Annotated in this window: 22 protein-coding genes and 1 tRNA gene; 14 read left to right on the top strand and 9 right to left on the bottom strand. The window is 41.4% G+C overall.

Annotation, left to right across the window (positions count from 1 at the left end; genetic code table 11):
- Positions 1-258 precede the first annotated feature (258 nt).
- From PROVALCAL_RS04420 to PROVALCAL_RS19955, 4 genes are all read left to right on the top strand, one after another.
- Positions 259-334 (top strand) — tRNA-Asn (locus PROVALCAL_RS04420).
- Between the two features lie 192 nt (positions 335-526).
- Entirely contained in the window at positions 527-1573 is a 1047-nt protein-coding gene (gene pyrC, locus PROVALCAL_RS04415; protein ID WP_006657919.1) for a dihydroorotase, read from the top strand.
- Between the two features lie 220 nt (positions 1574-1793).
- A complete protein-coding gene (bssS, locus tag PROVALCAL_RS04410; protein ID WP_006657918.1) occupies positions 1794-2048 on the top strand; it encodes a biofilm formation regulator BssS in 255 nt (84 codons plus the stop codon).
- A 248-nt stretch (positions 2049-2296) separates the two neighbouring features.
- A complete protein-coding gene (locus tag PROVALCAL_RS19955) occupies positions 2297-2890 on the top strand; it encodes a LuxR C-terminal-related transcriptional regulator (RefSeq protein ID WP_036965170.1) in 594 nt (197 codons plus the stop codon).
- A 47-nt stretch (positions 2891-2937) separates the two neighbouring features.
- On the opposite strand, the gene trhO is transcribed toward PROVALCAL_RS19955, so the two are convergent.
- The 4 genes from trhO to ttrB form a co-directional block, all read right to left on the bottom strand.
- A complete protein-coding gene (trhO, locus tag PROVALCAL_RS04400) occupies positions 2938-3984 on the bottom strand; it encodes an oxygen-dependent tRNA uridine(34) hydroxylase TrhO (protein ID WP_006657916.1) in 1047 nt (348 codons plus the stop codon).
- A gap of 524 nt (positions 3985-4508) precedes the next feature.
- On the bottom strand, positions 4509-7610 hold the full coding sequence (gene ttrA, locus PROVALCAL_RS04395) for a tetrathionate reductase subunit TtrA (protein WP_006657915.1): 3102 nt from the start codon (positions 7608-7610) through the stop codon (positions 4509-4511).
- Positions 7603-8631 carry a tetrathionate reductase subunit TtrC gene (gene ttrC / locus PROVALCAL_RS04390; RefSeq protein WP_039861589.1) on the bottom strand — a complete coding sequence of 343 codons (1029 nt, stop codon included), beginning with the start codon at positions 8629-8631 and terminating at the stop codon, positions 7603-7605. The genes ttrA and ttrC overlap by 8 nt, the downstream gene beginning before the upstream one ends.
- Positions 8631-9368, bottom strand: coding sequence for a tetrathionate reductase subunit TtrB (gene ttrB, locus PROVALCAL_RS04385; RefSeq protein ID WP_036960530.1), 738 nt, complete (start codon positions 9366-9368; stop codon positions 8631-8633). Before ttrB ends, ttrC begins: the two co-directional genes overlap by 1 nt.
- Before the next feature lie 261 nt (positions 9369-9629).
- On the opposite strand from ttrB, the gene ttrS reads away from it, so the two are divergent.
- The 7 genes from ttrS (at position 9630) to PROVALCAL_RS04350 (ending at position 17880) form a co-directional block, all read left to right on the top strand.
- On the top strand, positions 9630-11375 hold the full coding sequence (gene ttrS / locus PROVALCAL_RS04380; RefSeq protein ID WP_006657912.1) for a tetrathionate respiration histidine kinase TtrS: 1746 nt from the start codon (positions 9630-9632) through the stop codon (positions 11373-11375).
- 113 nt (positions 11376-11488) lie between these two features.
- The gene (gene ttrR, locus PROVALCAL_RS04375; protein WP_006657911.1) at positions 11489-12085 is read left to right on the top strand and encodes a tetrathionate respiration response regulator TtrR; all 597 of its coding nucleotides are present in this window, start codon (positions 11489-11491) and stop codon (positions 12083-12085) included.
- Positions 12086-12152: 67 nt separating this feature from the next.
- On the top strand, positions 12153-13100 hold the full coding sequence (locus tag PROVALCAL_RS04370) for a Kdo(2)-lipid IV(A) acyltransferase (RefSeq protein ID WP_006657910.1): 948 nt from the start codon (positions 12153-12155) through the stop codon (positions 13098-13100).
- Between the two features lie 167 nt (positions 13101-13267).
- Entirely contained in the window at positions 13268-14491 is a 1224-nt protein-coding gene (mdtG, locus tag PROVALCAL_RS04365; RefSeq protein WP_006657909.1) for a multidrug efflux MFS transporter MdtG, read from the top strand.
- Positions 14492-14868: 377 nt separating this feature from the next.
- Positions 14869-16401, top strand: a complete 1533-nt coding sequence (locus tag PROVALCAL_RS04360) for a peptide MFS transporter (RefSeq protein WP_006657908.1) — start codon at positions 14869-14871, stop codon at positions 16399-16401.
- A gap of 145 nt (positions 16402-16546) precedes the next feature.
- On the top strand, positions 16547-17338 hold the full coding sequence (locus tag PROVALCAL_RS04355) for a PhzF family phenazine biosynthesis protein (protein ID WP_006657907.1): 792 nt from the start codon (positions 16547-16549) through the stop codon (positions 17336-17338).
- Positions 17339-17472: 134 nt separating this feature from the next.
- Entirely contained in the window at positions 17473-17880 is a 408-nt protein-coding gene (locus PROVALCAL_RS04350) for an acyl-CoA thioesterase (protein WP_006657906.1), read from the top strand.
- A gap of 85 nt (positions 17881-17965) precedes the next feature.
- Here PROVALCAL_RS04350 and PROVALCAL_RS04345 read toward each other — a convergent pair whose 3' ends face one another.
- Positions 17966-19294, bottom strand: a complete 1329-nt coding sequence (locus PROVALCAL_RS04345) for an SLC5/6 family protein (protein ID WP_006657905.1) — start codon at positions 19292-19294, stop codon at positions 17966-17968.
- A gap of 739 nt (positions 19295-20033) precedes the next feature.
- On the opposite strand from PROVALCAL_RS04345, the gene PROVALCAL_RS04340 reads away from it, so the two are divergent.
- Entirely contained in the window at positions 20034-20636 is a 603-nt protein-coding gene (locus tag PROVALCAL_RS04340) for a tetratricopeptide repeat protein (RefSeq protein ID WP_006657904.1), read from the top strand.
- A 196-nt stretch (positions 20637-20832) separates the two neighbouring features.
- Positions 20833-21270: a universal stress protein gene (locus tag PROVALCAL_RS04335; protein WP_006657903.1), complete on the top strand. Its 438-nt coding sequence runs from the start codon at positions 20833-20835 to the stop codon at positions 21268-21270.
- 210 nt (positions 21271-21480) lie between these two features.
- Here PROVALCAL_RS04335 and agp read toward each other — a convergent pair whose 3' ends face one another.
- Positions 21481-22734, bottom strand: a complete 1254-nt coding sequence (agp, locus tag PROVALCAL_RS04330; protein ID WP_036974779.1) for a bifunctional glucose-1-phosphatase/inositol phosphatase — start codon at positions 22732-22734, stop codon at positions 21481-21483.
- 238 nt (positions 22735-22972) lie between these two features.
- Here agp and PROVALCAL_RS04325 point away from each other — a divergent pair, with 238 nt between their 5' ends.
- A complete protein-coding gene (locus PROVALCAL_RS04325) occupies positions 22973-23410 on the top strand; it encodes a GNAT family N-acetyltransferase (protein ID WP_006657901.1) in 438 nt (145 codons plus the stop codon).
- Positions 23411-23468: 58 nt separating this feature from the next.
- Here PROVALCAL_RS04325 and PROVALCAL_RS04320 read toward each other — a convergent pair whose 3' ends face one another.
- The 3 genes from PROVALCAL_RS04320 to fdxH form a co-directional block, all read right to left on the bottom strand.
- Entirely contained in the window at positions 23469-24002 is a 534-nt protein-coding gene (locus tag PROVALCAL_RS04320; RefSeq protein WP_224063783.1) for a GNAT family N-acetyltransferase, read from the bottom strand.
- Between the two features lie 114 nt (positions 24003-24116).
- On the bottom strand, positions 24117-24773 hold the full coding sequence (gene fdnI / locus PROVALCAL_RS04315) for a formate dehydrogenase-N subunit gamma (protein WP_006657899.1): 657 nt from the start codon (positions 24771-24773) through the stop codon (positions 24117-24119).
- On the bottom strand, positions 24766-25653 hold the full coding sequence (gene fdxH / locus PROVALCAL_RS04310) for a formate dehydrogenase subunit beta (RefSeq protein WP_165480217.1): 888 nt from the start codon (positions 25651-25653) through the stop codon (positions 24766-24768). The genes fdnI and fdxH overlap by 8 nt, the downstream gene beginning before the upstream one ends.
- Positions 25654-25658: the final 5 nt, after the last annotated feature.

Below are 25658 nucleotides of genomic sequence, written 5' to 3'. Positions count from 1 at the left end.
GGTTATCCTAGCGGGCTTCTTGCTTTCTATCTTTCACTACTTTCTATTTCCTACCATTTTCACTTAGCCATTCTTAAACCTAACCTTTTTAACCGATTCTTTTTTCAACAGTTTTCTATCATTCCTCTTTCCTTAGCACCTTATTAGATCAAAATACTATCGATTCGTGCAGATAACAGGCAAACGAACTTATTTTGTCATTTTCCCCTTTGACATTAGTGATTCAGAACGCTAATATCCTCTGCGTGTTAAGGGAGTTCCTCCATAGTTCAGTCGGTAGAACGGCGGACTGTTAATCCGTATGTCGCTGGTTCGAGTCCAGCTGGAGGAGCCAACTTAATATTTCCTTTCTTTGTCCTATTCTTATTTAATTTCTTTATTTTCCAATACGTTAAAAAATCCTCTAGCAAAATAATTTCCATTTATCTTGTCCTTGATCATAGCTATTTAATCGTTTTCGTTTTATCATTCTTTCCCGGCTTGAGCATCTGCTCATCACTCATCCCCCCTTTATGGAGCCGGTTTAATGACAACTGTAACTACCCTAACGATCCGCCGCCCTGATGATTGGCATGTTCATTTTCGCGATAATGAAATGTTAAATACAGTCGTGCCGTTCACTAGCCAATTTTTTGGTCGTGCCATTGTCATGCCTAACCTCGTACCACCCGTTACCACAGTGGAAGCCGCAAAAGCTTATCGCGAGCGTATCAAGCAAGCAGTTCCAGCAGGACATCAATTTACCCCGCTGATGACATGCTATTTAACAGATACAACCGATGCTAATGAATTAATCCGTGGCTTTAATGAAGGTGTATTTACCGCCTGTAAATTATACCCAGCAAATGCCACAACTAACTCTAGCCATGGTGTATCCGATATTAAGAAAATTTATCCTGTTTTAGCTGCGATGGAACAGGCTGGGATGCCACTGCTCATTCATGGTGAAGTGACCGCTAGCCATATTGATATCTTTGATCGTGAAGCGCTATTTATTGAACAAGTCATGCTCCCATTACGTGCTCAATTCCCTCAGTTAAAAGTCGTTTTTGAACACATCACCACAAAAGAAGCCGCGCAATATGTGTTAGATGCGAACGAATTTACTGCGGCAACATTAACGCCCCAACATTTAATGTTTAACCGTAACCACATGCTAGTGGGCGGCGTTCGACCACACCTGTACTGCTTACCTATTCTAAAACGAAATGTTCACCAAGAAGCGTTACGGGCTGCCGTCGCATCCGGTTGTGATCGCTTCTTCTTAGGTACTGATACCGCTCCTCATGTTCAGTCACGTAAGGAAACCTCGTGTGGTTGCGCTGGCGTATTTAATGCCCCAACCGCACTAGCGGCATACGCTACTGTATTCGAAGAGTTAGATGCCTTGGCTCATTTTGAAGCATTCTGCTCACTGAATGGACCTAAATTTTACGGATTGCCTGTTAATGAAGGGCACATTACATTGACCAAAGCTGAAAATATAATGTGTGAATCTATTGCTTGTGGAACAGATAAATTAATCCCATTCTTAGCGGGTGAAGATTGCGGTTGGACAATCAAAGTAAGCTAATAACATTTTGATGTGGAAAGGTTTTATCCTTTTCACATCTTTTTTTGAACGAATCTTCGACTATTTTTTTAATTTTTATTAAAATTCATAGAAAAAATAGATTTATTACTATCATATTAAAAAAATCTTCTTATACTAGATATAGCTCGTTCTGAGTTACCTGCTCTTAGTCAGTAATAGATATTCATTATTTATCACGATGTTTGATTAGGAGGTCTAAATGAATAGAAAAAATGATGTAATCCAAACTCACCCTGTTGTTGGCTGGGATATCAGTACTGTCGATGCCTATGACGCGATGATGCTACGCTTACATTACCTCCCCGAACAAAACAATAGTCCAGATAGCGCTATTGTGGATAAAACCATGTGGCTGACGACTGATGTAGCCAAACAGCTGATTAATATTCTTCAGGCTGGAATTGATAAGATTGAGTCTGGCGAATATCTTGAATCTGATTTCAAAACGCATTAATACCGTAGCAGGCAAAAGAATGGATATTTGTCTAACAACAAATATCCATTCGTTATCATCTCGCCATTCACATTCCCATTATTAATAAATGATTATTTTATATTTATTTTTAGCAATTAAATAAAAACTATCAATTATGAATTAATTGCAAATACAAGCACTAATTTATTATTTTTATTATTACTTTATTGACTTCAATATCAATTCCAATTTATTGTAACACTCTTTTCTGGACAAGGATGTTCCCTATGAGAATATTAGTTATTGATGAGTGTTATTATACCCGACTTGGTATTACCGAATATTTATCGTCTAATAGAAAATTAAAATTTATTAGTACAGGGTGCATTGAAGAAGGTATTCAATATATAATTAATTACTCACCTAGTATTGTATTGGTAAATTTAACTTACTATTGTCACTATTCAAGTTATTGCCCAGTTTTAAAGGCATTACTAAATAGCTCTAATAGCGTTCGATTCTATATTTACATCAATGCCGCATACCCACTAACCGACAAACCTTTGTTATTGAAGGATAATTTCTTTATAATGTCAAAGAATATTATGACTCAAACATTAGATAAAGTAATTATCGATTCTGAACAAATAGAGAAAATAACCAAACTTGCTAATAATAATGATTCATCTATTTTCACCATAAAAGAACAGAGCATAATTAATAACTGGATGAATGAAACACCCAATCATATTATTTCCAGAAAATTAGGAATCAGTAACAGCACTGTTTACTCACAAAAACGGCATATCACGTCAAAAGTATTTGTTAAGAATAGGATTGAGTTATTTTTTATTTATAATGTTTTTAAATATCTTTATTAATAAAAAAGCCCTTATTAAAGGGCTTTTCCTATTAGAAGTTAGAGTGATTATTTTTCGCTATTTAATAACCCATCCGCTAAACGGTGACGAGATTTATTAAATATTTTATTACTTACTTCTCGACCTGCACGGCGAGCACGCTGCTCTTCTTCAGGTAATTTCATCTCTTCAGTACATGCATGGCTACAGCATCCTTCATATTTTTCAGCGCAACTTGGGCATTGAATAAATAATAAGTGACAGCCATCATTTTTGCAGTTTGTGTGGGTATCACACTCATCACCACATTGGTGGCAGTGTGCTAATGTATCATCAGTGATACGTTCACCCATGCGGTTATCGAACACAAAGTTTTTACCTTTGAAGCGCAATGGCAAACCTTGTTCTTTTGCTTTGCGCGCATATTCAATGATCCCACCTTCCACATGATAAACATTTGGGAAGCCGTTATGTAGCATGTAAGCACTCGCTTTTTCACAGCGAATACCACCAGTACAATACATCACCACATTTTTATCTTTCTGATCTTGTAGCATTTCAACCGCCATTGGCAGTTGCTCTCTAAACGTATCAGAAGGGACTTCTATCGCATTATCAAAGTGACCCACTTCATATTCATAGTGGTTACGCATATCGACAAAAATTGTGTTTGGGTCGTCAATCATTTCATTGACTTGTTCAGCCTTTAGATACTGCCCTGTATTCGCAGGATTAAACGTTTCATCATCAATACCATCAGCAACAACTCGATCACGCACTTTCATGCGTAGTACCCAAAATGATTTGCCGTCATCATCAATAGCGATATTTAAACGCAGACCATTTAAAGCTGGCTCTGTCGTATAAATAAGTTCACGCAATGCATCCACATTAGATGCAGGGACGCTAATTTGAGCGTTTATCCCTTCTTTTGCAATATAGACACGACCAAATACACTCAACGCTTTGAATTGTTGGTACCATTCATTACGGAATGCAATGGGATCTTGAATATTAAAGTATTTATAAAAAGAAATAGTGGTACGTGGCTCGACTTCCGCCAACATACGTTCTTTTAGAATTTTATTTGAAACTTGGTTATGTAACACTGGCATGGTGTTCGCTTTCCTTCGTAATGCTTTGATATAAAATAAATTTCAATTACTAACCGTGAATTGCTAGTTAATTGTGAGTTATTATCCCCTTTATTATGTTAATAAAAAACCATTTATTTTTAGTGGATATTACATTTACTATCAAATTTTTATGGTGTTGTTGAACGATAATTACATAATTTAGCCAGTGATAAACAAATCGCCCTCAATATTCATTTATAGCGGGAACGAATTCAAAAAGCATCATACTCGATTATTGTGGATACATTTGAAATGGTAGACCCACTGATTAAAACCATTGGTGAGAAAAAGAGTCAGCATGTTGATTGTATGCTTAATAAGAAAAAAGGGAGGGCTCCCCCTCCCTGGCATTTGCCGAAGTTACGATGGGTAAACCGCATCGTAGAGCGCAATGTCAACTGCAAAGGCTCTTCCCTACTCCGCTATGCAGAACAGAGTAGGTCAGAAGCCCCTTACTACACTTTACTACCGTACAACTTTTAACTTATAGGCAAACTTCACCTTTAGCCAAGTAATTCAATACGGGCTGGTAAACCTTGTCTCACGGAGGCACCAGAAACCCAATCAAGCCAAGTATTGGCGACCTCACGCGTCGGGTCCGCAAACCCCAAGTCATTCAAGTTAATACCTGAACCATTTGCCGCATTCATTGGCATTGGCGCACCGTCTAAATAGTGCTGTTTTGCACCCATTTCAGTGTGCCCATAGCCATGCTCAACCGCCAAAACTCCCGGCATAACCCCATCAAGCACACTAATCTGAGCCTCCGCATGACCACCCGGTGTGGTAATTTTGATCCAATCCCCGTGTTTTACCCCCATCTTCGCCGCATCATCGGGATGAATCGCAACTAGGTTTGTTGGCTTCACATGGCGTAGACGCTCGATCATCGTCGTAGAGCTGCTCATGACATGGGATTTAAAGGACATCATTTTTAATGGCCACTCTTTCTCTGGGAATACCGCATTAACATCTTCACCATTTGACATACGTGGCGGATAGTAAGTCGGGCAACCACTAAAACGCTCACCCGTAATAGCATGACGGTTAATGGCTACGGTTGGATTCCAAATTTGTAACCCTTTATTCCATTGTGGACCTGTCGCATCGCCATCCCACGCTTTTTCATAAGGAGCAAACCGACCACCACGAGTAAAGATATACGCTACACGGCGAACTTCTTCCGGTTTCAATGTCCGAGTAATATCAGGCATGATGCGTTCCACTCCACTGATTTTGATGTCTTCCGTTGCTGCTTCTGGAACTGGTTTCTCACCCAGCCAAGCCATGTTCGCCGCGACTCGAAGATAATAATCCTCGGCAGTGTTGAGTGGATACATGTTGCCATCCATATCCGCGATGACATTATCGCCGAAGCCGGGTAATTTCAGTTCTTTTGCGACGGCAATACAGAATGCTTCCATTGAAATTGGCTGACCATCCACCGTTTTTGCAGTACGAGATTCAACAATTGGCCAACGCGCCGTACTCGCTTTCACTTGAACACCAGACCATGGGGCACTGAACCCCCAACTTTCAAAGTTATGGGTATCTGGCACAATGTAGTCCGCCAACGCCGTGGTTTCATTCATGAAAGCATCAATACCAATAATCAAAGGCAGATGTTTCGGGTCTTTCAGTTTTTCTTCCATCACCTGACGAATACCCGCAATACCATACACAGGATTAGTCATATTGGTGATCCACGCTTTCAGCGAATATGGATAGCCCAATAATGCAGATGCAAGCTGCTCGGTTAACTGACCTTTTGCAAACGGATACCAAGGAGCTTTAGCTGGATACGGTTTTTCACCCGCCGCCACTCTTGCTTTGAATTCATCCGATTTTTCATAAACTTCATTACTGCGTGATAACACCACCCCTTTAGGCTTCACTTTGCCTTTATAGCCAGCGATATTGTAACGGGGACCATCATTTTCACCGTTAAATTTGCCGCCACCTACAGACACGCCGCCTTTCAGGTTTAAATTACCAATGAGAGCATTAAGCATAATCACAGCCCAAGCCGTATAGAAACCATTCCCACTCATCATACCGCCGTGAGAAATCACCGCCGCTTTTCTATCGTAAGAAGTTAAGGCTTTACCCAGTGATTCAATGGTTTTTACTGGAACTTGGCAGCGCTGGCTATATTCTTCTAGCGTCATGCGATCCGCAGCTTCTTTTAAACATTGGAAACTGGATTTTACAGTGACTTCGCTACCATCATGCAAAGTCACTTGACGAGTGACGAACAACTCCGCATTGGTCACATCATCCGCGAGCTTCAGCTCACCATTCGCATCCTGTACTAAATACGCTTTTTTCTCTTCATCCTTGCCATTTTCAGCGACTTCTGGCGCCACACCCGTCAAATGGAATTCTTGTAGTAAATTACCTGCCAGCGGATGCGCATCATCGGTGATCACCAAATGGGTTGCATTCGTCCAGCTTTTTTCGCCTGCCGCTTCCATCGATTTTTCACTTGGTACGCTGAGATACGCTGCGTTATAGCGATTATTTTCAATAATCCAGCGGATCATTCCCATCACTAATGCCGCATCCGTTCCCGGCTGAACTGGCACCCAGTGACCATGATCATTCGCTAGCGTTGTGGTTAATGGTAATGCAGGAGAAACAACAACATAATTAAAAGAATCTCGCAGACGAGCACTCGCCAACTGGCGACCTTGACGTTTAAATGGGTTTCCTGATTGTGCCGGAGAGGTTCCAATAAACAGCGCAAAGCGCGTATTGTCCCAATCAGGCTTAACGTGGGCGTTTTTGTCCAAGTCATCCATCAACGCACCGGAGCCCGCACGATAGGCAAGACCACAATAAGCCCCGTGAGCACCAAAGTTTTTACTCCCAAACGCATTTTGAGCAAAGCGACGAATAAACCCATCACGACCATCATCTCCGGCATTCGTCACCAATAACTGATTCGCTTTTGGTCCTAACTTTGGTTGAGATGGATCTAATGGCGTTTCTAGGTCCCGAATAGCACGTAAGCCATCCACGTGCCCTTCGCCAAATAAATCTCCACCTTCAACAACTTCTTTAATTAATTGCTCGAAGCTAATACGTTCCCATTTACCTTCACCGCGTTTACCTACACGTTTCATTGGTTCGAGAATACGTAATGGGCTGGTTAGCCCTTCCATTAACGTTGCACCACGGGCACAAGCTGTCGAACGATGCTCTAAGCCACTTTCGCCCCCCATTTTGGCAAATGCTGTCGATAACGGCATACCATAAGGGAAATGTTTTTCGTGGGATAATGGATGATAAGGGTTACCGGCGATGCGCAGCACTTCATTTTTTGCGCTATCTACACGGGCACGGATCCCACATTGGGTCCAACAACCAAAGCATTGTGTCATCGAGACAACTTGCTCCGGATTTTCCTTCCAACCACCAATCGCCGTTCCTTCAGGAATAAGTGAATTACCATTAATGCGATTCAGCGTCACTTTCCCAGAAGTGCCATCCACTAAACCATCCACAGCACGCTTGGCAACTTCACGGTAGCTTGCACCAAATAAGGCAAGACCACCGACAACTAAACCACCTTTAAGCCATTGACGTCTTGAGAATTTAGCCATGTTGCACTCTCCCCGCAAACCAGCGAACACCTTCGCGAACAATAATTGTTAATGCAATCCACAATCCAAACGTACCGACTATTGCCAGTAATCCATCATTCCCTAATGGGAAATGATATGGATTGGTAATCATGTTGTATTTTGGCACCGCTTGGACTTCCATCAGGAAAATCCAGCGTAATACCCACGCTAACGCCATAGACACTAACGCTAAAACGGTGATGTAAGGCACTGAACGAACAGCTTTTACATTACTCACTGCCATCACAAAGGTGATAGCCCACAGCGCACATACGCCCATCAACATCCACCAGCCCGGGCTTGCCACATCTAATTGTTGGCGAACAGCAATACCTGATGTGGTATCACCGGAGATCCACAGGGCAAAACAGACCGCAAACAGCAACAAGCTAATCACTTGGAAACGAGCCAAACGATTTTGATATTGCGGCTCACGACGTGCGCCTAAACTCATCAGAGCAGGTAACACTTGTAGTGCACTTAAGAACATCAAGGCAGGTATCCACCAGCTAAACCAAATTGGACGAGCAACTAAAACAGACGCTTCACGACCGGTATACAGTAGTAATCCCATCGCAGACAGAGCACCTAACAGTGCAACCCAACGGGTCGCTTTATACTCTTTCTTCCAAATCAATTTGACCAATAGCGCTACAAAGTACAACCCAACAAACGTGGTAAATAGCGGTAGCAACACAGAGCCCCACCACATCCAAGACCACATTGTTGGATGTGCATAAAAGTGCCATACACGCGCGGTTTGGTGCAGGTCAGCCGTCAATGCCAATGGAGCAGTGATCCCCATCGTAATCGCAATAAAGACAGCAATCATTTCGAGGCGACCATTCTCACTGCGATTTTGCCAATGAAGATAGCAGGCATACAGCACCGCACAGGCAGCAATACCAATAAAGAAAAAGTATTGCACCGCCCAAGGAAGCCAGAAAAACTCTTGTGGCTGCGCCATAATTTCAGAAATATAGGTCACTTGTTCGCTCATCAGAACACCTCCTGCCATAATGCCGGTTGCCCTTTACCTTGCAACGGCTCCACAAACGCATCATCCAGCCCTAAATAAAACACCTGTGGCAACGTGCCACTTTCTGGTTTCAATACTTTGATTTGCGCTTCATGCTCTGTCAGCATCTTACGGATGGTGCTATTGGGATCTTTTAAATCGCCAATAATACGCGCGCCACCGACACACGATTCCACGCAAGCAGGTAATAAGCCGACTTCTAAGCGATGTGCGCAGAACGTACATTTGTCTGCAGTTTGTGTTGAGTGGTTAATAAAACGCGCATCATACGGGCAAGCTTGTACACAATAGGCACAACCCACACAACGTTCATTATCAATAACGACAATGCCATCTTCACGCTGGAAAGTTGCTTGCACTGGGCAAACAGGCACGCAAGGAGGGTTATCACAATGGTTACACAAGCGGGGCAATAGAACGTTAGTCAAACCATCTTCCCCTTTTAAGGAAACTTGATATTGGTTAACAGTGGTTCTAAATTGACCTTGTGGTGTTTGGTTTTCAACGGAACAGCTGACCGTACAGGATTGACACCCTACACAACGGCGTAAATCAATCAGCATTCCATAACGTTTTTCAGGGTTGCCTTCACGTCGAGTTGGGGAAAAACTCAAACCCGCCTCAGCGATTGGGATCAGCGATGCACCCGCAGTGACGGCTCCAATCTGTTGTAGGAATTTTCGTTTACTCAGATCCATAATCGGCTCCAGTATTGACATTGCTAATGCGAAAATAAAAGTTAATAATCAATCTATTATTGGTTTATCTTACGTTTGGGTAACACCGTGTTACCGATGTCTGATAACCACTAAATTCTTATTTCTCTTTAAAATCGGTGTGTTATCTTTGTGCTACTCGAATGATTCTGATGCCATAGTAAGAATAAAAGCCTTGTACCCCTATTGTGGTTTACCACATACCCGAAGGGATATTGATCTAACGCAACGAATAAACCCCAAATGTTAAAAAAATCGTCTATGCCGTTGTATCACATACTTTTAATAACCTTGCTGCTATGGTGCATACCCGCGGGCGCGGCACAATGGACCATTGGTGTTCTCGCCTTACGTGGACCGAATTTCACACAGTTGCACTGGCAGCCTTTGGTCGATACGCTTAATCAGTCCATTCCCGGTGAACGCTTTATCCTAAAGCCCCTGAATCTTGAAGAAATGAAAGAGGCGATTTCCAATCGCAAAATCGATTTTTTGCTGACCAATCCTGCACAATTTATTCAGCTTGATAATCGGTACCATCTTCGCTGGTTGCTCTCTTTGCGTTCTGATGTTGAGCCGAACAGTACAACCCGCAACGTGATTGGTAGCCTTATCTTGGTACGCAGTGACAGCGATATTCACGATGCAAACCAACTCATTGGTAAAAAGGTCGGTGCCATTTCGACGGATGCTTTTGGGGGATATTTGTTAGGTTATAAAGTGCTACGAGACTTGGGATATGACGCGGAAAAAGATTTTCGAATGCAATTTTTAGGCTTTCCTGCCGACGCATTATTATACGCCTTACGGGATAAATCATTGACTGCGGCAATTGTCCCTGTTTGTTTATTAGAAAACATGGATAGCGAAGGACTGATTGATAAACACCAATTCCGACCACTGATTCAAAAAAAGAGTGCATTGCCCTGCTTAACGAGCACTGAGCTGTACCCTAACTGGTCATTTGCCGCGTTAAGTGAAGTGCCCGATAATTTGGTGGATAAAGTCACCAAGGTTTTATTATCTGGCGATGCGCCAAGTATGCGCTGGGGAGCTCCCGCATCCATCACACAAGTTGAAAACTTACTGCGCGACGTCAACCAACACCCACAGCAAAGAGAAATTTGGCAAGATATCGTCAGTTGGACCATCCAACACCAAATTACCATTGGAATTATCGCCTTAGTTTTTGTGCTACTGGGCATTAATCACGTCTGGATTGCTTTCTTAGTTCGCCGCCGCAGTCAACAATTGGAAGTCGCGCATAACCGCTTGCGACAGCAAGAAACTAACCTACAAAAAGCGCAACGACTCAATATATTAGGTGAAATGGCATCTGGATTTGCCCATGAACTTAACCAGCCCCTATCGGCAATCCGTAACTATGCCCAAGGCTCCATTTTACGATTAAAAAAAGAGTCTGAAAGCCACCCGCTTCTTGGTGCGATCAGTAAGATTGATGAACAGGCTCAACGGGGTGCTGATATTATTCAAAACCTCCGTTTATGGGCTGGGAAGCCAGGGCAAGAGTCTCCTCTGACACTTCGCCAGCACTCCGTCAAACAAACCATCAACCACATTTGGCAACTGTTGCAAGTTGAGCAACACTTCCCAATGGCTCGTTTACAGCTACCTGATAGCCCTGATGTGCATCTCTTGTTGCCAGATACCCTACTCGACCAACTATTATCTAATCTAATTAGTAATAGCCTCCAAGCAGGAGCCAACACATTAACGTTTAGCTTCCACTTTGCTGAAAACCGATTTTTGCTCGTATTACAAGATGATGCTGGTGGAATGCCCGACGAACAACTCAGTCAAGGAATAACACCGTTTGCTACGACGAAACCAGAGGGATTGGGGCTAGGCTTGGTGATTTGCCAGCGATTAATTCAAAGCCAAGGTGGCGATATTCATATTGAAAATCAACGTAATGAAGATGGGAAAGATGGTCTGCGCGTTACTTTGATTTTTAATTATTCGGGATAATCAGAAATAGCGCATGTTTTGCCACACAAAAGATAACATTCCCAATAACTATATGTGACAATGCTTTCAAAACCATTTATATGAATAAGAAATAAGCTACGAGGAATGAGTTAATGCCTGTCATTCACCTTGTCGACGATGACAGCGATGTCACCGATTCCTGTCAGTTTTTACTTGAAACGCTAGGTTATAGCGTCACTGTCTGGAACGACAGTGAACAGTTTGTTCAACAAGCTCCTTTACATGAAGAAGGTGTGGTATTGCTGGATATGCGGATGCCAAAACTGGATGGACGCCAAGTTCACCAATATCTCAAAGAGCAACAGAGTACACTTGCCGTCATTTTTCTTTCTGGGCATGGCGATATCCCAATGGCAGTAGAGCAAGTGAAACTAGGCGCTATCGATTTTTTACAGAAACCTATTGATAGCCAGCAACTTGCTGAAACTCTTGAGCAAGCTCGGCTGCAAACTATTAAAGCGACTGAGCGTTTTCTTATTCAACAGCGCTATGAAACGTTAACCCCCAAAGAAAAAGATGTGTGTGGCTATGTGCTTCAGGGGCTGATAAACCGTGAAATTGCAGAGGTTGCTTGTGTTTCTGTACGTACCGTCGAAGTCCACCGCTCTCGAGTGATGGAAAAAATGGCAGTTAGAAACCTTGCGGAATTAATGAGCACGATGCAAGCCGCGCAACTTTTTGCTGATTAATTTGATATCATTCAGATTAACAAGCTATTTTTAATTGAAATCCACTAAAGTAGAAACCGAAAAAACAATGATCCCAGCACCAAAATTTGAGAAAAGTTTATTACATCCCCGTTATTGGTTAGTTTGGTTTGGCATTAGCGTGCTATACCTGCTAGTCCTACTTCCTTATCCAGTCATTTATTGGATAGGCACCCGTTTGGGGCGTTTCTCCAAGCGCTTTTTAAAGAAACGCGTTCTCATTGCCGATCGCAATTTACAACTGTGCTTTCCCGAAATGAGCCAAGAAGAGCGTAAAAAACTAGTTGATCAAAACTTTGAATCCGTTGGTATGGGCGTTTTTGAAACAGGAATGGCGTGGTTCTGGCCTGATTGGCGAGTGCGCCGTTGGCTTAAAGTTGAAGGTCGTGAAAATATGCTCACCGCCCAAGAAACCGGTCGTGGCATTATTGTGTTAGGCGTCCATTTCTTAACGTTGGAAATCGGCGGTCGCGCATTTGGTATGTTGAACCCCGGCATTGGTGTTTATCGCGCTAACGATAATAAACTGATGGATTGGCTACAAACTCGTGGACGTTTGAAATCTAATAAATACATGCTCGACCGTAAAGACGTTAAAGGCATGATCCGCGCATTAAAAGAAGGGGAAATTTTATGGTATGCCCCTGACCATGATTACGGTCCTCGAAACAGTTCATTCGCGCCATTATTTGCGGTGGAAAAAGCGGCAACCACCAATGGCTCACAGATCTTATTATCTCTTGGCAATCCACTCGTTGTGCCGTTTTCAGCTATCCGCTTACCCGATGGTAAGGGCTATAAATTGCTGATTCAGCCAGCGGTGGACAATTTCCCTGTGGACGATAATGTCGCCACCGCGACAATGATGAATCAGGTCATTGAGAAAGAAATTTTACGGGCACCAGAGCAATATATGTGGATGCACCGCCGTTTTAAAACGCGTCCAAAGGGAGAACCTTCTCTGTATGGCGATTTAGATAAAATCCACCACCGCTAGGCTGCCTATTCCCGAAATTATTCGCATTAGAACAGGCGGTTATCCCAAAATAGTTCGTGTTGCAGCTAGGCGGCAAATGAGTGGATCCCCAGGAGCATACACAAGTATGTGACTGGGGTGCGCGAATGAAGCCAACAACGCTGCGGCGCGAAATATGAAGGGAGCACATGAAGAAAAGTACTTACTGGAAAAAAAACCTCTACATCGTCTGGTTCGGTTGCTTTCTAACGGGCGCAGCCTTCAGCCTGATCATGCCCTTCCTCCCTCTTTATATTGAAGAGCTTGGCGTTACTGACCATACTTCATTGAATTTATGGACCGGTGCTGTTTTCAGTATTACTTTTCTCTTTTCCGCTATTGCCGCACCTTTTTGGGGGCGCCTTTCTGACCGCCGCGGTCGTAAATTAATGTTGCTGCGTTCTGCCCTTGGTATGGCGATTGTGATGGTGTTGATTGGCTTTGCGCAGAATATTTGGCAGCTTTTGGCTTTGCGAGCACTTTTAGGCTTACTTGGCGGGTTTGTCCCGAATGCTAATGCGCTAATTGCAACACAGGTGCCCGTTAATAAAAGCGGCTGGGCGATGGGCGTTTTGGCGACTGGCGCAGTTAGCGGCGCATTGATTGGTCCACTCATTGGTGGTTTTTTAGCTGATCAATATGGCTTGCGTCCCGTGTTTTTCATTACCGCAAGTGTGTTATTTATCTGCTTTTTTGTCACTCTTTTCTATGTGCGTGAGCGCTTTACTCCTGTTTCTCGTAAAGATGCCCTCACGGGGAAACAAGTTTTTGCCTCTTTACGTAATAAAAACTTAGTAATCAGCTTGTTTTTCACCACCATGATCATCCAAGCGTCTATGGGTTCAATTAATCCCGTGATCACGTTATACGTGAGGGAATTGTCTAACTCGATGGATAACCTTGCTTTTATTAGCGGCGTGATTGCCTCTATTCCTGGTGTTGCTGCCCTGATTAGCGCACCCATGCTTGGAAAACTGAGTGACCGAATTGGACCCGACCGCGTTTTATTGGCAGTGCTTGGCGCATCCATTTTTGTCTTATTCCCGATGGGATTAGTCAGTAGCTATTGGGAGTTAGGCGCTTTACGCTTTTTGCTTGGTGCCCTTAATGCCGCATTATTACCCGCAGTACAAACTTTAATAATTTATAATATCTCCCACCAAATTACTGGGCGAATATTTAGCTACAACCAAGCATTACGCGATGTAGGTAATGTCACGGGTCCTTTGATGGGTTCCTTTGTGGCAGCCACTTACGGCTTTAGAGCCGTCTTCTTCTTCACCTCTGTATTAGTACTCATAAACCTGATTTATTCGTGGATAATAATCAGAAAACAATCTGATGGTCTAAGAGCATCTCCCTCCCAAAAGTAATGGTAATGTGTGATTTCCACGCCAAAACATAACTTTTTATTATCTTTTCCATGAAAAGTTTATAAGTGCAGAAATCAACTTGTAACCATATGTTTTTAATGAACTTAATCGATTCAAAAAACATTCTTTTATTGTCAATAAAAATCCGTTATTCTGTGCCCTCTTATCGTAAGAATGAGAGTTACATCGAATTTTCATCTTAAAACTAACTTTCTTACGATAAATTCATTCTGCTTATTAGCAATTTTATAATAATGTATGCCGAAAATATGTTTGCAACACAGCATTAACATATCAATAAAAAATAGTGGTGGGGTTTTGCTCCACATTCACAATTCGGCACAACCTCTTAAGTCATAACGTATTGGAGTTCACAGATGAGTCATTCTGCGACTAAAACTAAAACTTTTTTTGGGCATCCTTACCCATTAAGTTCACTTTTCCTCACAGAAATGTGGGAACGTTTTTCTTTCTATGGTGTTCGTCCCCTTCTGATCCTCTTCATGAGTGCAACTTTGTTGCAAGGTGGGATGGGGCTTCCGATTGAGCAAGCTTCTGCAATTGTCGGTATCTTTGCAGGTGGTGTTTATATCACCTCATTACCGGGTGGTTGGTTAGCAGATAACTGGTTAGGTCAACGCCGTGCGGTTTGGTATGGTTCCTTAATCATTGCATTAGGTCACTTATCTATTGCGCTGTCTGCACTCTTCACCAATACCTTCTTCTTTATCGGTTTACTGCTGATTGTCCTCGGTACGGGTCTATTTAAAACCTGTATCACTGTCATGGTCGGTACTTTATATAAGAAAGAAGATACCCGTCGTGATGGCGGCTTCTCTCTGTTCTATATGGGTATCAATATGGGCTCATTTATTGCCCCATTAATTATTGGCCCATTACATGAGAAATACGGTTGGCACTTAGGCTTTGGCTTGGGTGGCTTGGGTATGTTAGTCGCCCTGCTTATCTTCCGTTTCTACGCGATTCCACAAATGCGTCGTTATGACAAAGAAGTTGGCTTAGATTCCACTTGGAACCACCCTACTGTGCAACGTAAAAATGTTGGTAAATGGGTTACGGTTGCAATGGCGGCACTGGCAGTACTAGTCGTATTAATCAATAACGGGACGATTCCATTCAACCCTACGGTGATTGCAAAAAGTTCTGCTTACATTATCTCTACTTGTGTGGGCATCTACTTTATTTTTATGTTCTTCTGCGCAGGTTTAAACAGTAGCGAACGCTCCCGTTTACTCGCTTGCTTGATTCTGTTAATTGCTGCGGCATTCTTCTGGTCTGCGTTTGAGCAAAAGCCAACATCATTTAACATCTTTGCGCGCGACTACACTGATCGCCAATGGGGTAATTTTGAAATCCCAACGATTTGGTTCCAGTCAATCAACGCCTTGTTTATCATCCTGTTAGCTCCTATTTTCAGCTGGTTCTGGCCATCATTAGCCAAGCGTAATCTGAACCCAAGCAGCATGACCAAGTTTGTCATTGGTATCCTGTTTGCTGCGGGTGGTTTTGCTATCATGATGGTGGCAGCTAACCAAGTTCTTGCGACACAATCCGGTGTATCCCCATTCTGGTTAGTGGGCAGTATCTTATTACTGACCTTAGGTGAGCTATGTTTAAGCCCAATTGGACTGGCAACCATGACATTACTGGCTCCGCAAAAAATGCGTGGACAAGTCATGGGATTATGGTTCTGTGCAAGCGCGCTAGGTAACTTAGCGGCAGGTATCATGGGTGGTAATATCCGTAAAGACCAATTGGATTCTATGCCTGAGCTATTCTCTCACGTTTCTATCGCACTGGTGATCTGCGCCATTGTGTTAGCCGCTCTGATTATACCTGTGAGAAAAATGCTGAAAAACGCGGATAGAAACGAAGCTAACGCGAAGTAATATTCCCTATAATTAGACATGATTCTGTTGGCGTAATAATCACAAAAATTATTGCGCCAACCTCTCCTCTATATCGCCAATCTCGTGATACTCTCCTTCTACTTTTCTAACCATAATGAGTTATTTCCTCTCAAGGATTTTTACCATGAGCTCACAATCTTTTCCGATTTATTATGTCGATGCGTTCACTGATACCCTATTTCATGGCAACCCTGCCGCCATTGTCCTGCTCGATGAATGGCTGCCAGATGACAAACTTATCGCCATTGCCGCCGAGATTAATTTATCTGAAACAGCCTTTTTAGTTGGTGAGCACATCCGCTGGTTTACACCACTAATGGAAGTCAAACTGTGTGGTCATGCCACCCTTGCGGCATCCTATATTCTAAACCGATTTAAACAGCACCCTATCAACCCAATTGTGTTCCAATCCTTATCTGGGGAGCTGACCGTCTACAAAAACCAAAACGGCTTCACATTAGACTTTCCAATTTTAGCGTGTGAGCCAGCGAATCTAAGCCAATATCCTCAATTAAATGACATTCTCGGCACAACCATTTCTGAACTCTATTTAGCCAAAGACCGCTACATCTGTTTTGTCGATTCATCAGAGCAAGTGCAACATTGCCACCCAGATATGTTGAGACTCGCTAAGCTTCCCTTACAGGGTCTAACCATCACAGCAAAAAGCACTGATGATCAATGTGACTTTGTTTCTCGCTATTTTGCCCCTGCCAAAGGCGTCGATGAAGATCCCGTCACAGGAACTTCCCACTGTGCGATTGCCCCACTTTGGGCTAAGCGCTTGCAGAAAAATTCGTTATTAGGTCATCAAATTTCTGAGCGTGGTGGAAAAATACACTGTTTGATTGAACAAAATCGCGTCAAATTGACGGGAAAAGCGACACTCTTTCTAGCCGGAACGATTCATGTTTGATTAATCACTGTATTTATTTGTGATCAGGATTACACTTATTCGCAACATTAATGATACGCACATTAATGTTGCAGCAAGTAATTAGTTTGCTGGTTCGACATTTAAATAGTGAGAATTCAAAGTAAGGCTTAAATATGTGTTCCAACGTTGATGATGTAATCAAACAAAAAATTGAACAATCTGTTACTCATGTCTCTAAAGTGGTTTTCCCAACCACCACTAACCATCACAGCACATTGTTTGGTGGCACCGCATTAGCGTGGATGGACGAAGTGTCCTTTATTACCGCTACCCGTTTTTGCCGTAAAAGACTGGTAACCGTTTCGACAGAAAAAATCAATTTTACGCACCCGATTCCATCAGGCACCATTGTTGAATTAGTTGGTAAAGTGATCCGTGTCGGTAGAACTAGCCTTACCGTTAATGTCTCTATCTTTTTAGAAGATATGTACGCGGAAGGACGCGAAGAGGTAATCCACGGACAATTTAATTTCGTGGCTATCGATGACAACGGCAAGCCAACCCCGTTATTTGAGCAATAATCACTTTTCTTTATTACGCTTAAGTACAATAAAAAATGTGCGCCCGATCATTCAGATAGAGCGCACATTATTTACGTATTTAACATTAAGCGAATGCTAAGAATGGAGAGATACACAATAAAATCCCTGTGAAAATAATGAGGTATAAAGAGATACCTTTATATTTATGCAACATAGGAACTTTATAAACTAAATACGCTGGAATTAAACAACCCACCATCCCGAAAATTGGGCTACAAATTGAGGTAAAACTAAGCACCGGTGCATTGAGAATAATCGCTCCCCATGCCAGTAGTACCGCAAATATCATAATGCCATTTTTCACCCAGTTCTCATTAATGCGCTCTACCGGCATCATGCGTTGCAAAATATTCATCACAATACCCTGCGTGGCTTCGCGAAACCCTAAGTAAACCCCAAAGAATGCCGTCATTACCGCAAAAATATTCAACATAACACTGACCACAGTCACCCAACCGCCAGGGAAGAATTTTGCTGCAATCGCTAATGCAGAAATATTTTGCTCATACGCTTTAACCGCTTCATCATGTCCCATGGCTAACGTAAATGACACTGCATAGAAAAAGACGGTACAAAATAAAACAACAAAAGCGATATTCATAGCTCGTAGCGCTTTATAGCGTGCAACTTCACGATTTACGTTTTGGCTACGGAATGAAATGACCATCGGACTTAATGTTTGAATGAACAGAATAGAGGTTAACGTAAAAGGTAACGTTATAACGGCTTCTTTAAATAAACGCCCAACTGGTGGCAATGAACCTATATTATACAGGTGCCACATCCCCACCATTGAAATACCTAATGCTGCAACCACGAATAATTTAGTCAGCACCATAAAACTAGACAGTTTAAATAACAGCTTTTCACCGCGAGACGAAATTGCAACTAAAATACAAATCAGAACTAAACCATACCAAGGACTTTCAGATAATAACCCATCCGTTACACCAAAAGTTTGAAAATAAGATGCGCTGTCATTAGTAATTGCTGTCGAATAAACAAACATCCAAATCACCAACATAACGAAATATAACGCCCCGAGAAACATGCCCCAGTTTTTACCTAAATACCCACTAATGACACTTGGGTAATCTTTACATTCTGGTGACTCAGCTAAGGTGTTAATAAATAAACGCTGAAATAAATACATTGCAGGATAACCGACAACGGATGAAAGCAAAAATACCCATAGCCCCATCAATCCAACTTGCACTGGGAGGAAAACTATCCCCGCCCCAATTGCCATCCCGATACTCATGATCACCCAGCCGACATCTGTACCGTCAAACTTAATGGCAGCACGCCATTGTTCTTGTGTCATTCCTGCACGGGAAGCAGCCGTAGAAGCTTTTCTGTCATCAACATTATCTATTGTAGGGATCGTAGCCATAGTTACTCACTTAATATTGTTGAACGCTTAAAAGAGAAATTTTTTGTTTTAGATGCGACTTAAGTGGTTATTTCTTTCAATAACCTTAATTATTTGCAGGCTATTATGATGACTCCATCATAGAGGATATGAGAGAGAAAAATTATCTCTTTATTTCCCTATAAAACCCCCAATAAAGAGAAATTTTTTCTACAAAAAGAGCAAACCGACGTAAATATCTCTATCCATCGACAGAAATAATCCCAATTCGTTGTTTTCAACAAGAATGGGTATAACCTATTGTTTTTAAAAGCGTTAGTCTTTTTACAATAAAAAAACTCGTCTTAACAATTTCAACAATTCACCATTTATTTCGTGCGAAACATCACAAGAGCTCATGATAATTGCTATTATTCTTTGCAATAATTCCGTAGTTTGTATTTCTCTTGTTAAATTTCAAAATAAAAAACTAGTTCTTTATTTCGAATGATATTTTATTTTCATCAATTCAATTTTATAGTTATTCAATACGGTAATTTTAATAACCATTAACAAAGAAAACACTTTTAACATTCACTTATAATGCGTAAAAAACTCGCCTAAACTGTATTTTTGCTGGAACGTTGATATTTACAGAGTATAGAAGTAGAGTAATTGATACTTTGATGGTTATCTTTTCTTACCAATAACTGTCAACACCGTTTCGAGTTTATCTTGAAATAAGGATATTCATAGCCAACTTAAGATGCGGAAAAGCACCATGTTACGATTATTAGCGTTCGTCTCTTTATTTATATTTTCACTAAATTTAAGTATTGCAGCCCCGGTTCCTCCTGAAGTTATTAAACAAATCGAGCAACAAGCACAAAAAGGGGATGTTAAAGCCCAAGTTATGCTCGGTATTGGTTACTATGTCGGTAACGAAATTAAGCAAGATTATCCGAAGGCAAAGAAATGGCTAACAATGGCGGCCAATAAAGGTAATGCGGATGCTCAACTGTTTCTTGGGGATATGTACCTTAATGGCAATGGTGTTCCTAGTGATTTTGAAACCGCCTATAGCTGGATTGAAAAATCCGCAAATAAGGGTAACCCTGAAGCACTGAATTATATGGGACAATTCTATTACCAAGGGGCAGGTGTAAAGCAAAACTACCTTATCGCCTTTGAATGGTTCCAAAAAGCCGCTGATAAAAAATTCCCACCAGCCCAATATCAAGTAGGAAAAATGCTACAAAATGGTGAAGGGACGGAATTCAATGACAAACTCGGTGCTGAATATCTTGATAAAGCCTGTAAAGGTGGTTTAAAGCAGGCTTGCTCGGAAAAAGAACCCGTAAAACCTAAAGTCACCAAAAAATAGTACTGACTATTAAGAACGGTAATATATCGCTCTCCAATTACCGTTTTTCTATCCTATCGTGTTTATTCCCATCAATTACGTACCTTCGCTCACAGCATTTTTAATCGAATTTGATTAATATTAATTTATTAACAATCAATATCAAAACTGATTAAATTGATCTAAACTTATAATATAAAAGAAAAAAGGAGATGTTATGTACAATACAATTTTAGTTCCTATTGATGTTACCGAAGACTCACTCACCGAAATGTTAGTTCCACATGTCAATGCATTGCAAAAGATGCACAACTCAACCGTCCACTTTCTCGCTGTAACTGCACCTATCTCCAATTATTTACGCTATGGCGGTACCATCCTGCCAAGTGATTTTCCTGATGATCAAAAACAAGCAGATATCATTCTTAATGAGCTGAAAGAGAAAGTAAAACTATTCTCTGTCCCAGCAGATAAAGTGCAAGTAAAAGCAGTTGTTGGATCCGTTAAAGATGAAATTCTCGCAACGGCAGAAGATATTAAAGCAGATGTGATATTGCTTGGCTCACGTCGTCCTAGTATGTCTACTTACTTATTAGGCTCGAATGCAGCCTCAGTTGTACGTTATGCGAAAACGAGCGTTCTAGTGGTTCGCTAATCCATCAAAAGGGTCAATGTCAGAGTAAAACGCTATTTTAACTCGCCGAATGGCTAGGCTTAAAGTTTGTTACACTAAAAGGTAATTCCATACAATTTATAAGCCCTTTCCTTCGGCATTTGGGGTAAATTAGACACTCATAAACATTTTCGTGACTCTTTCACACCCTGCTCCAAAGAGCAGGGTTTTTTACATATTATCTCTTTGATATTACTGTTTTAATGCTGCTTTCATGACGTTTTCAAAATCTTCCCATGAACAATAACCATTTTTATCAATTGGGCAATTTTTCAACTCTAAAGTCACATGTTTTGGTGGTGTATCTAATGAAAGATACGCGCTATCACGTAGCTGATCGGCAGTTTGATAAACGTATTCGATCTTCACGTAATCCTTAGTCTCTTTTTTATCGGTCCAACGTTGGAAGACTAATTTCCCACCAATTGGTGTATGTTCGTATTGCTGCGGTAATTGATAGGGTTTGAAATCCATGGCTGACAAGACTGATGCAATATTTGAGTCATGCCCCACTAAGAAAATAAACTTGGCAGTTTCGCCTTTATTCACAGAAACAAAACCCTTATCCATGTAACTCAGAATTGGATGTGCCACATTTTTTGCGATGATTTTTGGTGTGAATAATGTTTCTTGATAACCATTTTTTAGTGTATTGAGCTTTTTCCATTTTTCATCACTATTCACCATTCCCCATGCCACATCTTTCTCTGGGAAACCTTCATAATATTGTAAATCAATAGCATCAACCGCTGAGTTAGCCATTTTTAACGGTCCACTCACACCAGGTTCTTTTTCAGCTTCTATGATAAAACTATTTTTCGGTGTGGCTAAATTACACAACTTATCGGTGGCGCACTTTTTCGAATCTTTAATATTCAGAACATTGTCTAATTCATCATAGCCGGGTTTTAAATTAAGCCCTTTAAGATGGGATTCCATCGCATCGATCGCTTGCTTTTTAAACTCAGGAGAACTGTTAGTAATAATTGGATTAAATACAGGGTCCATCGTGCCAATTTCTGGCTTATGATGGATATTCACTTTACACCCTGGGAATGCTCCCGCAGTAAAGAACTGGGCTGTTGCAATGGTTCTTTGTAGGCTGTTGGTGTAAACATAAACGTCATCGCTACTGGTTGGGCATAATTCATTAGCAAAGAGCTTATTGCTGTCGAGCCACTCTCTAAAGTAATGCCCCATATACACTTCCAGAGCACCTCCTTTTGTCGTTAAATAGCCACTTTCCGCATCCCATGCAGGCCATTTTTTGTCTGTTATTTCAGTGAGAATTCCTGTGTTAACAATAGGAGTGCGTAAATTATGGCGACTTAATACGAATACTTGATTCAATTCCATATTTTGAGCATTATCTGTGCTTGCAAAAACGGGGGCCATTGGTGTTAATAATGCCGCCGATAAACACACTGTTAGCATTTTATATTTCATTAACATACTCCTACCATGGTTTTTAAATGGGTTAACAAAATCGGGTAATAAGCGCTACGATAAAATATGAGTATAGTGCTTATATTAATTTCGAAAACATATCCTCTAATAATGAATAAGTTATCTTTTTTTTCTGAGAGTAATATCCCAAAAACGCCCCATAACCAAAATAGCCATCAGATATTGACTTTCTAACCTGACTATCTAAGATAAATTCTCTATATAAGGATAAAATGCAATGAATATTCAACCAGCTACCGTTAATCATTACGATCAAATCATGCGTGTTTGGGAAGCCTCAGTGAGAGCAACTCATGATTTTCTACCCGAAAAAAACATCGAACTGTTAAAAAAACCAATTAGAGAGCAATATTTACCTAACTTATCTGTTTTTGTCGCTTTAAATCCACAAGGTGAAGTCGCTGGATTTTTAGGGGCTGGGGAAAATCGACTCGAAATGCTGTTTATTTCCCCGCAAGCGAGAGGAACTGGCATCGGTAAACAATTGCTGAATTATGCTATTGAGCAGCTAGGTGTTAATGAAGTTGATGTGAATGAACAAAACCCTCAAGCCGTTGGCTTTTACCAACACATGGGGTTTGTTCAATATGCTCGTTCAGATACCGATGGTGAAGGAAATCCATTTCCTTTGTTGCATATGCGCTTAGCAAAATAATCCAGATTCAATACTAAGTTAGCATCGTCACTGGCTTTGCATCAAGGCAGGTACATACTTATAAAAAGTTGCGGTTCATCACGGTATTCACGAGAAATTGGTTAAATGTTTGATATTCATCCTGTGTAAAAGGTGAATGCAAACTTAAAATTTCTAATTTATGAGGCGTGTACTTGTCGTTATAGCTCGGATGATGGTGGGAATAATCATTTTTGATAAACCCATTTTTCTCATAAAAATGAAGGCGCTTTCTTGCCACTTCATCTACCAACGGATCAATTTCTAAGACAATCCTAGGGTATAACTGACACAGGGCACTCAGGGATTTTTGACCATAGCCTGCACCACGAATATGTTGAGCAATCGCAAAATGCTCTATATAGAAAAAAGTCTCAATAAGCCATCCACCAATGAATCCAACGAATTGATTGTTATCGACAATTTTATACAAATAAAACTGTTCCAAAGGCAATAATGACTCCCGTCCTCGGATAGAGCGCTTTTCATGGTCAGGAAAAGAAATGTCATATAACTCATTAATTAACGCAATATCATGTTGATTACTTGCAGATACTCTTACCAATTGAACCATTTTCCCTCCTGAAATTAACCCTGTATTGGGTTCAAAATAAGTCATTTTGCGAATAAAAAAAGCCACTGTTATCATGAAATAACAGTGGCTCTATATTACTTAATAATATCGAAATTATTGACCTTTTTTCGCTTCCGCTGCGTCTTCTTTCGCCTCAACATCACGATACCAACGTGGGTGATGTTTCTTCGCCCAGCGACGACTAACTTTACCTTCAATCATGCCGTTGATAGATCCTTTAACCCAGAATGCCATATACATGTGGATTAAAATGGCATGGATCAGAATAATCGCTGCTAATGCGTGAACCAAAATACTCCAACGCACCATCCAAATTGGGAATAAATGCGCAAAATAAGGGCGCCACATGATAATACCGGTGACCAAGAGTACAAAAATCATACTCATGATGCTCCAGAACATCATCTTTTGACCCGCGTTATATTTGCCCACATCCGCAACTTCATGTTCATTGCCTTTGAGAACTTGAACAATATTCAGGATCCAAGGAATATCTTTTCTATCCGGAATATTATGTTTCACAAAGCGCACAAACATAAACATCAGTACGACAAAAATCAGCACACCGAAGAAAGGATGCAGAATTCGACCCATTTGTGGCGTACCGAATGTTTCGGTTAGCCACTTTAAGGTTGGGAAAAATAACGCAATCCCTGACAATGCAACTAAGAAGAAGCTGATAACCACTGTCCAGTGGCACGCTCGGTCAATAAATTTCGTCCGAACGATCATTTTGCTCTTTTTACTCATGGTCATCTTTCTCCTCTTCATCATCCACTTCTTTGTTTGGACCAATACCCACATAGTGGAAAATCAGCCCCGCAAATGTGGCGATAAAGCCTCCAACCGATAATGGCTTCAGGATGCTTTGCCATAGATTAATTGGGGTATCAATCTGTGGATCTTTTGGTAACCCGTGATACAGCTCAGGTTTATCCGCATGATGTAACACATACACCACATGGGTTCCTCCCACGCCTTCAGGATCATAAATGCCCGCTTGGGCGTAGCCACGTTTTTGAAGTTTTTCAACGCGCTCAGCACCGTATTCCAACATTTCGTTTTTGGTACCGAAGCGAATGGCTCCCGTTGGACATGTTTTCACGCAAGCAGGTTCTTGTCCGACTGCCACACGATCCACACACAACGTACATTTATACACACGATTATCTTTTGGATTTAATCGTGGAATATTAAACGGGCAGCCCGCAATACAGTAGCCACAACCAATACAGTGCTCTGATTGGAAATCCACAATACCGTTAGCATATTGAATGATTGCGCCCGCTGATGGACACGATTTCAAACAGCCCGGATCCGTGCAATGCATACAACCATCTTTGCGGATTAGCCATTCTAGCTTGCCTTGCTCAGTGGTTTCGCTAAAACGCATTACCGTCCAAGATTTGGCACTCAGATCTGTTGGGTTATCGTAAACCCCAACACAGTGACCGACTTCATCGCGGATATCATTCCATTCAGAACATGCCACCTGACAAGCTTTACAGCCAATACAGGATGACACATCAATGAGCTTACAAACTTCAAATTTATCGTCACGCGCCTGTGGTGGAGGCGTAATACTGTTGGTCGCGGAACGTTTAATAATGTCTTGAGATTGCATGGACATAGTTC

Source organism: Providencia alcalifaciens DSM 30120, assembly GCF_000173415.1.
GTDB lineage: Bacteria > Pseudomonadota > Gammaproteobacteria > Enterobacterales > Enterobacteriaceae > Providencia > Providencia alcalifaciens.
The sequence above is the reverse complement of the archived record's forward strand: the minus strand, read 5'-3'. Positions and strand labels throughout refer to the sequence as shown.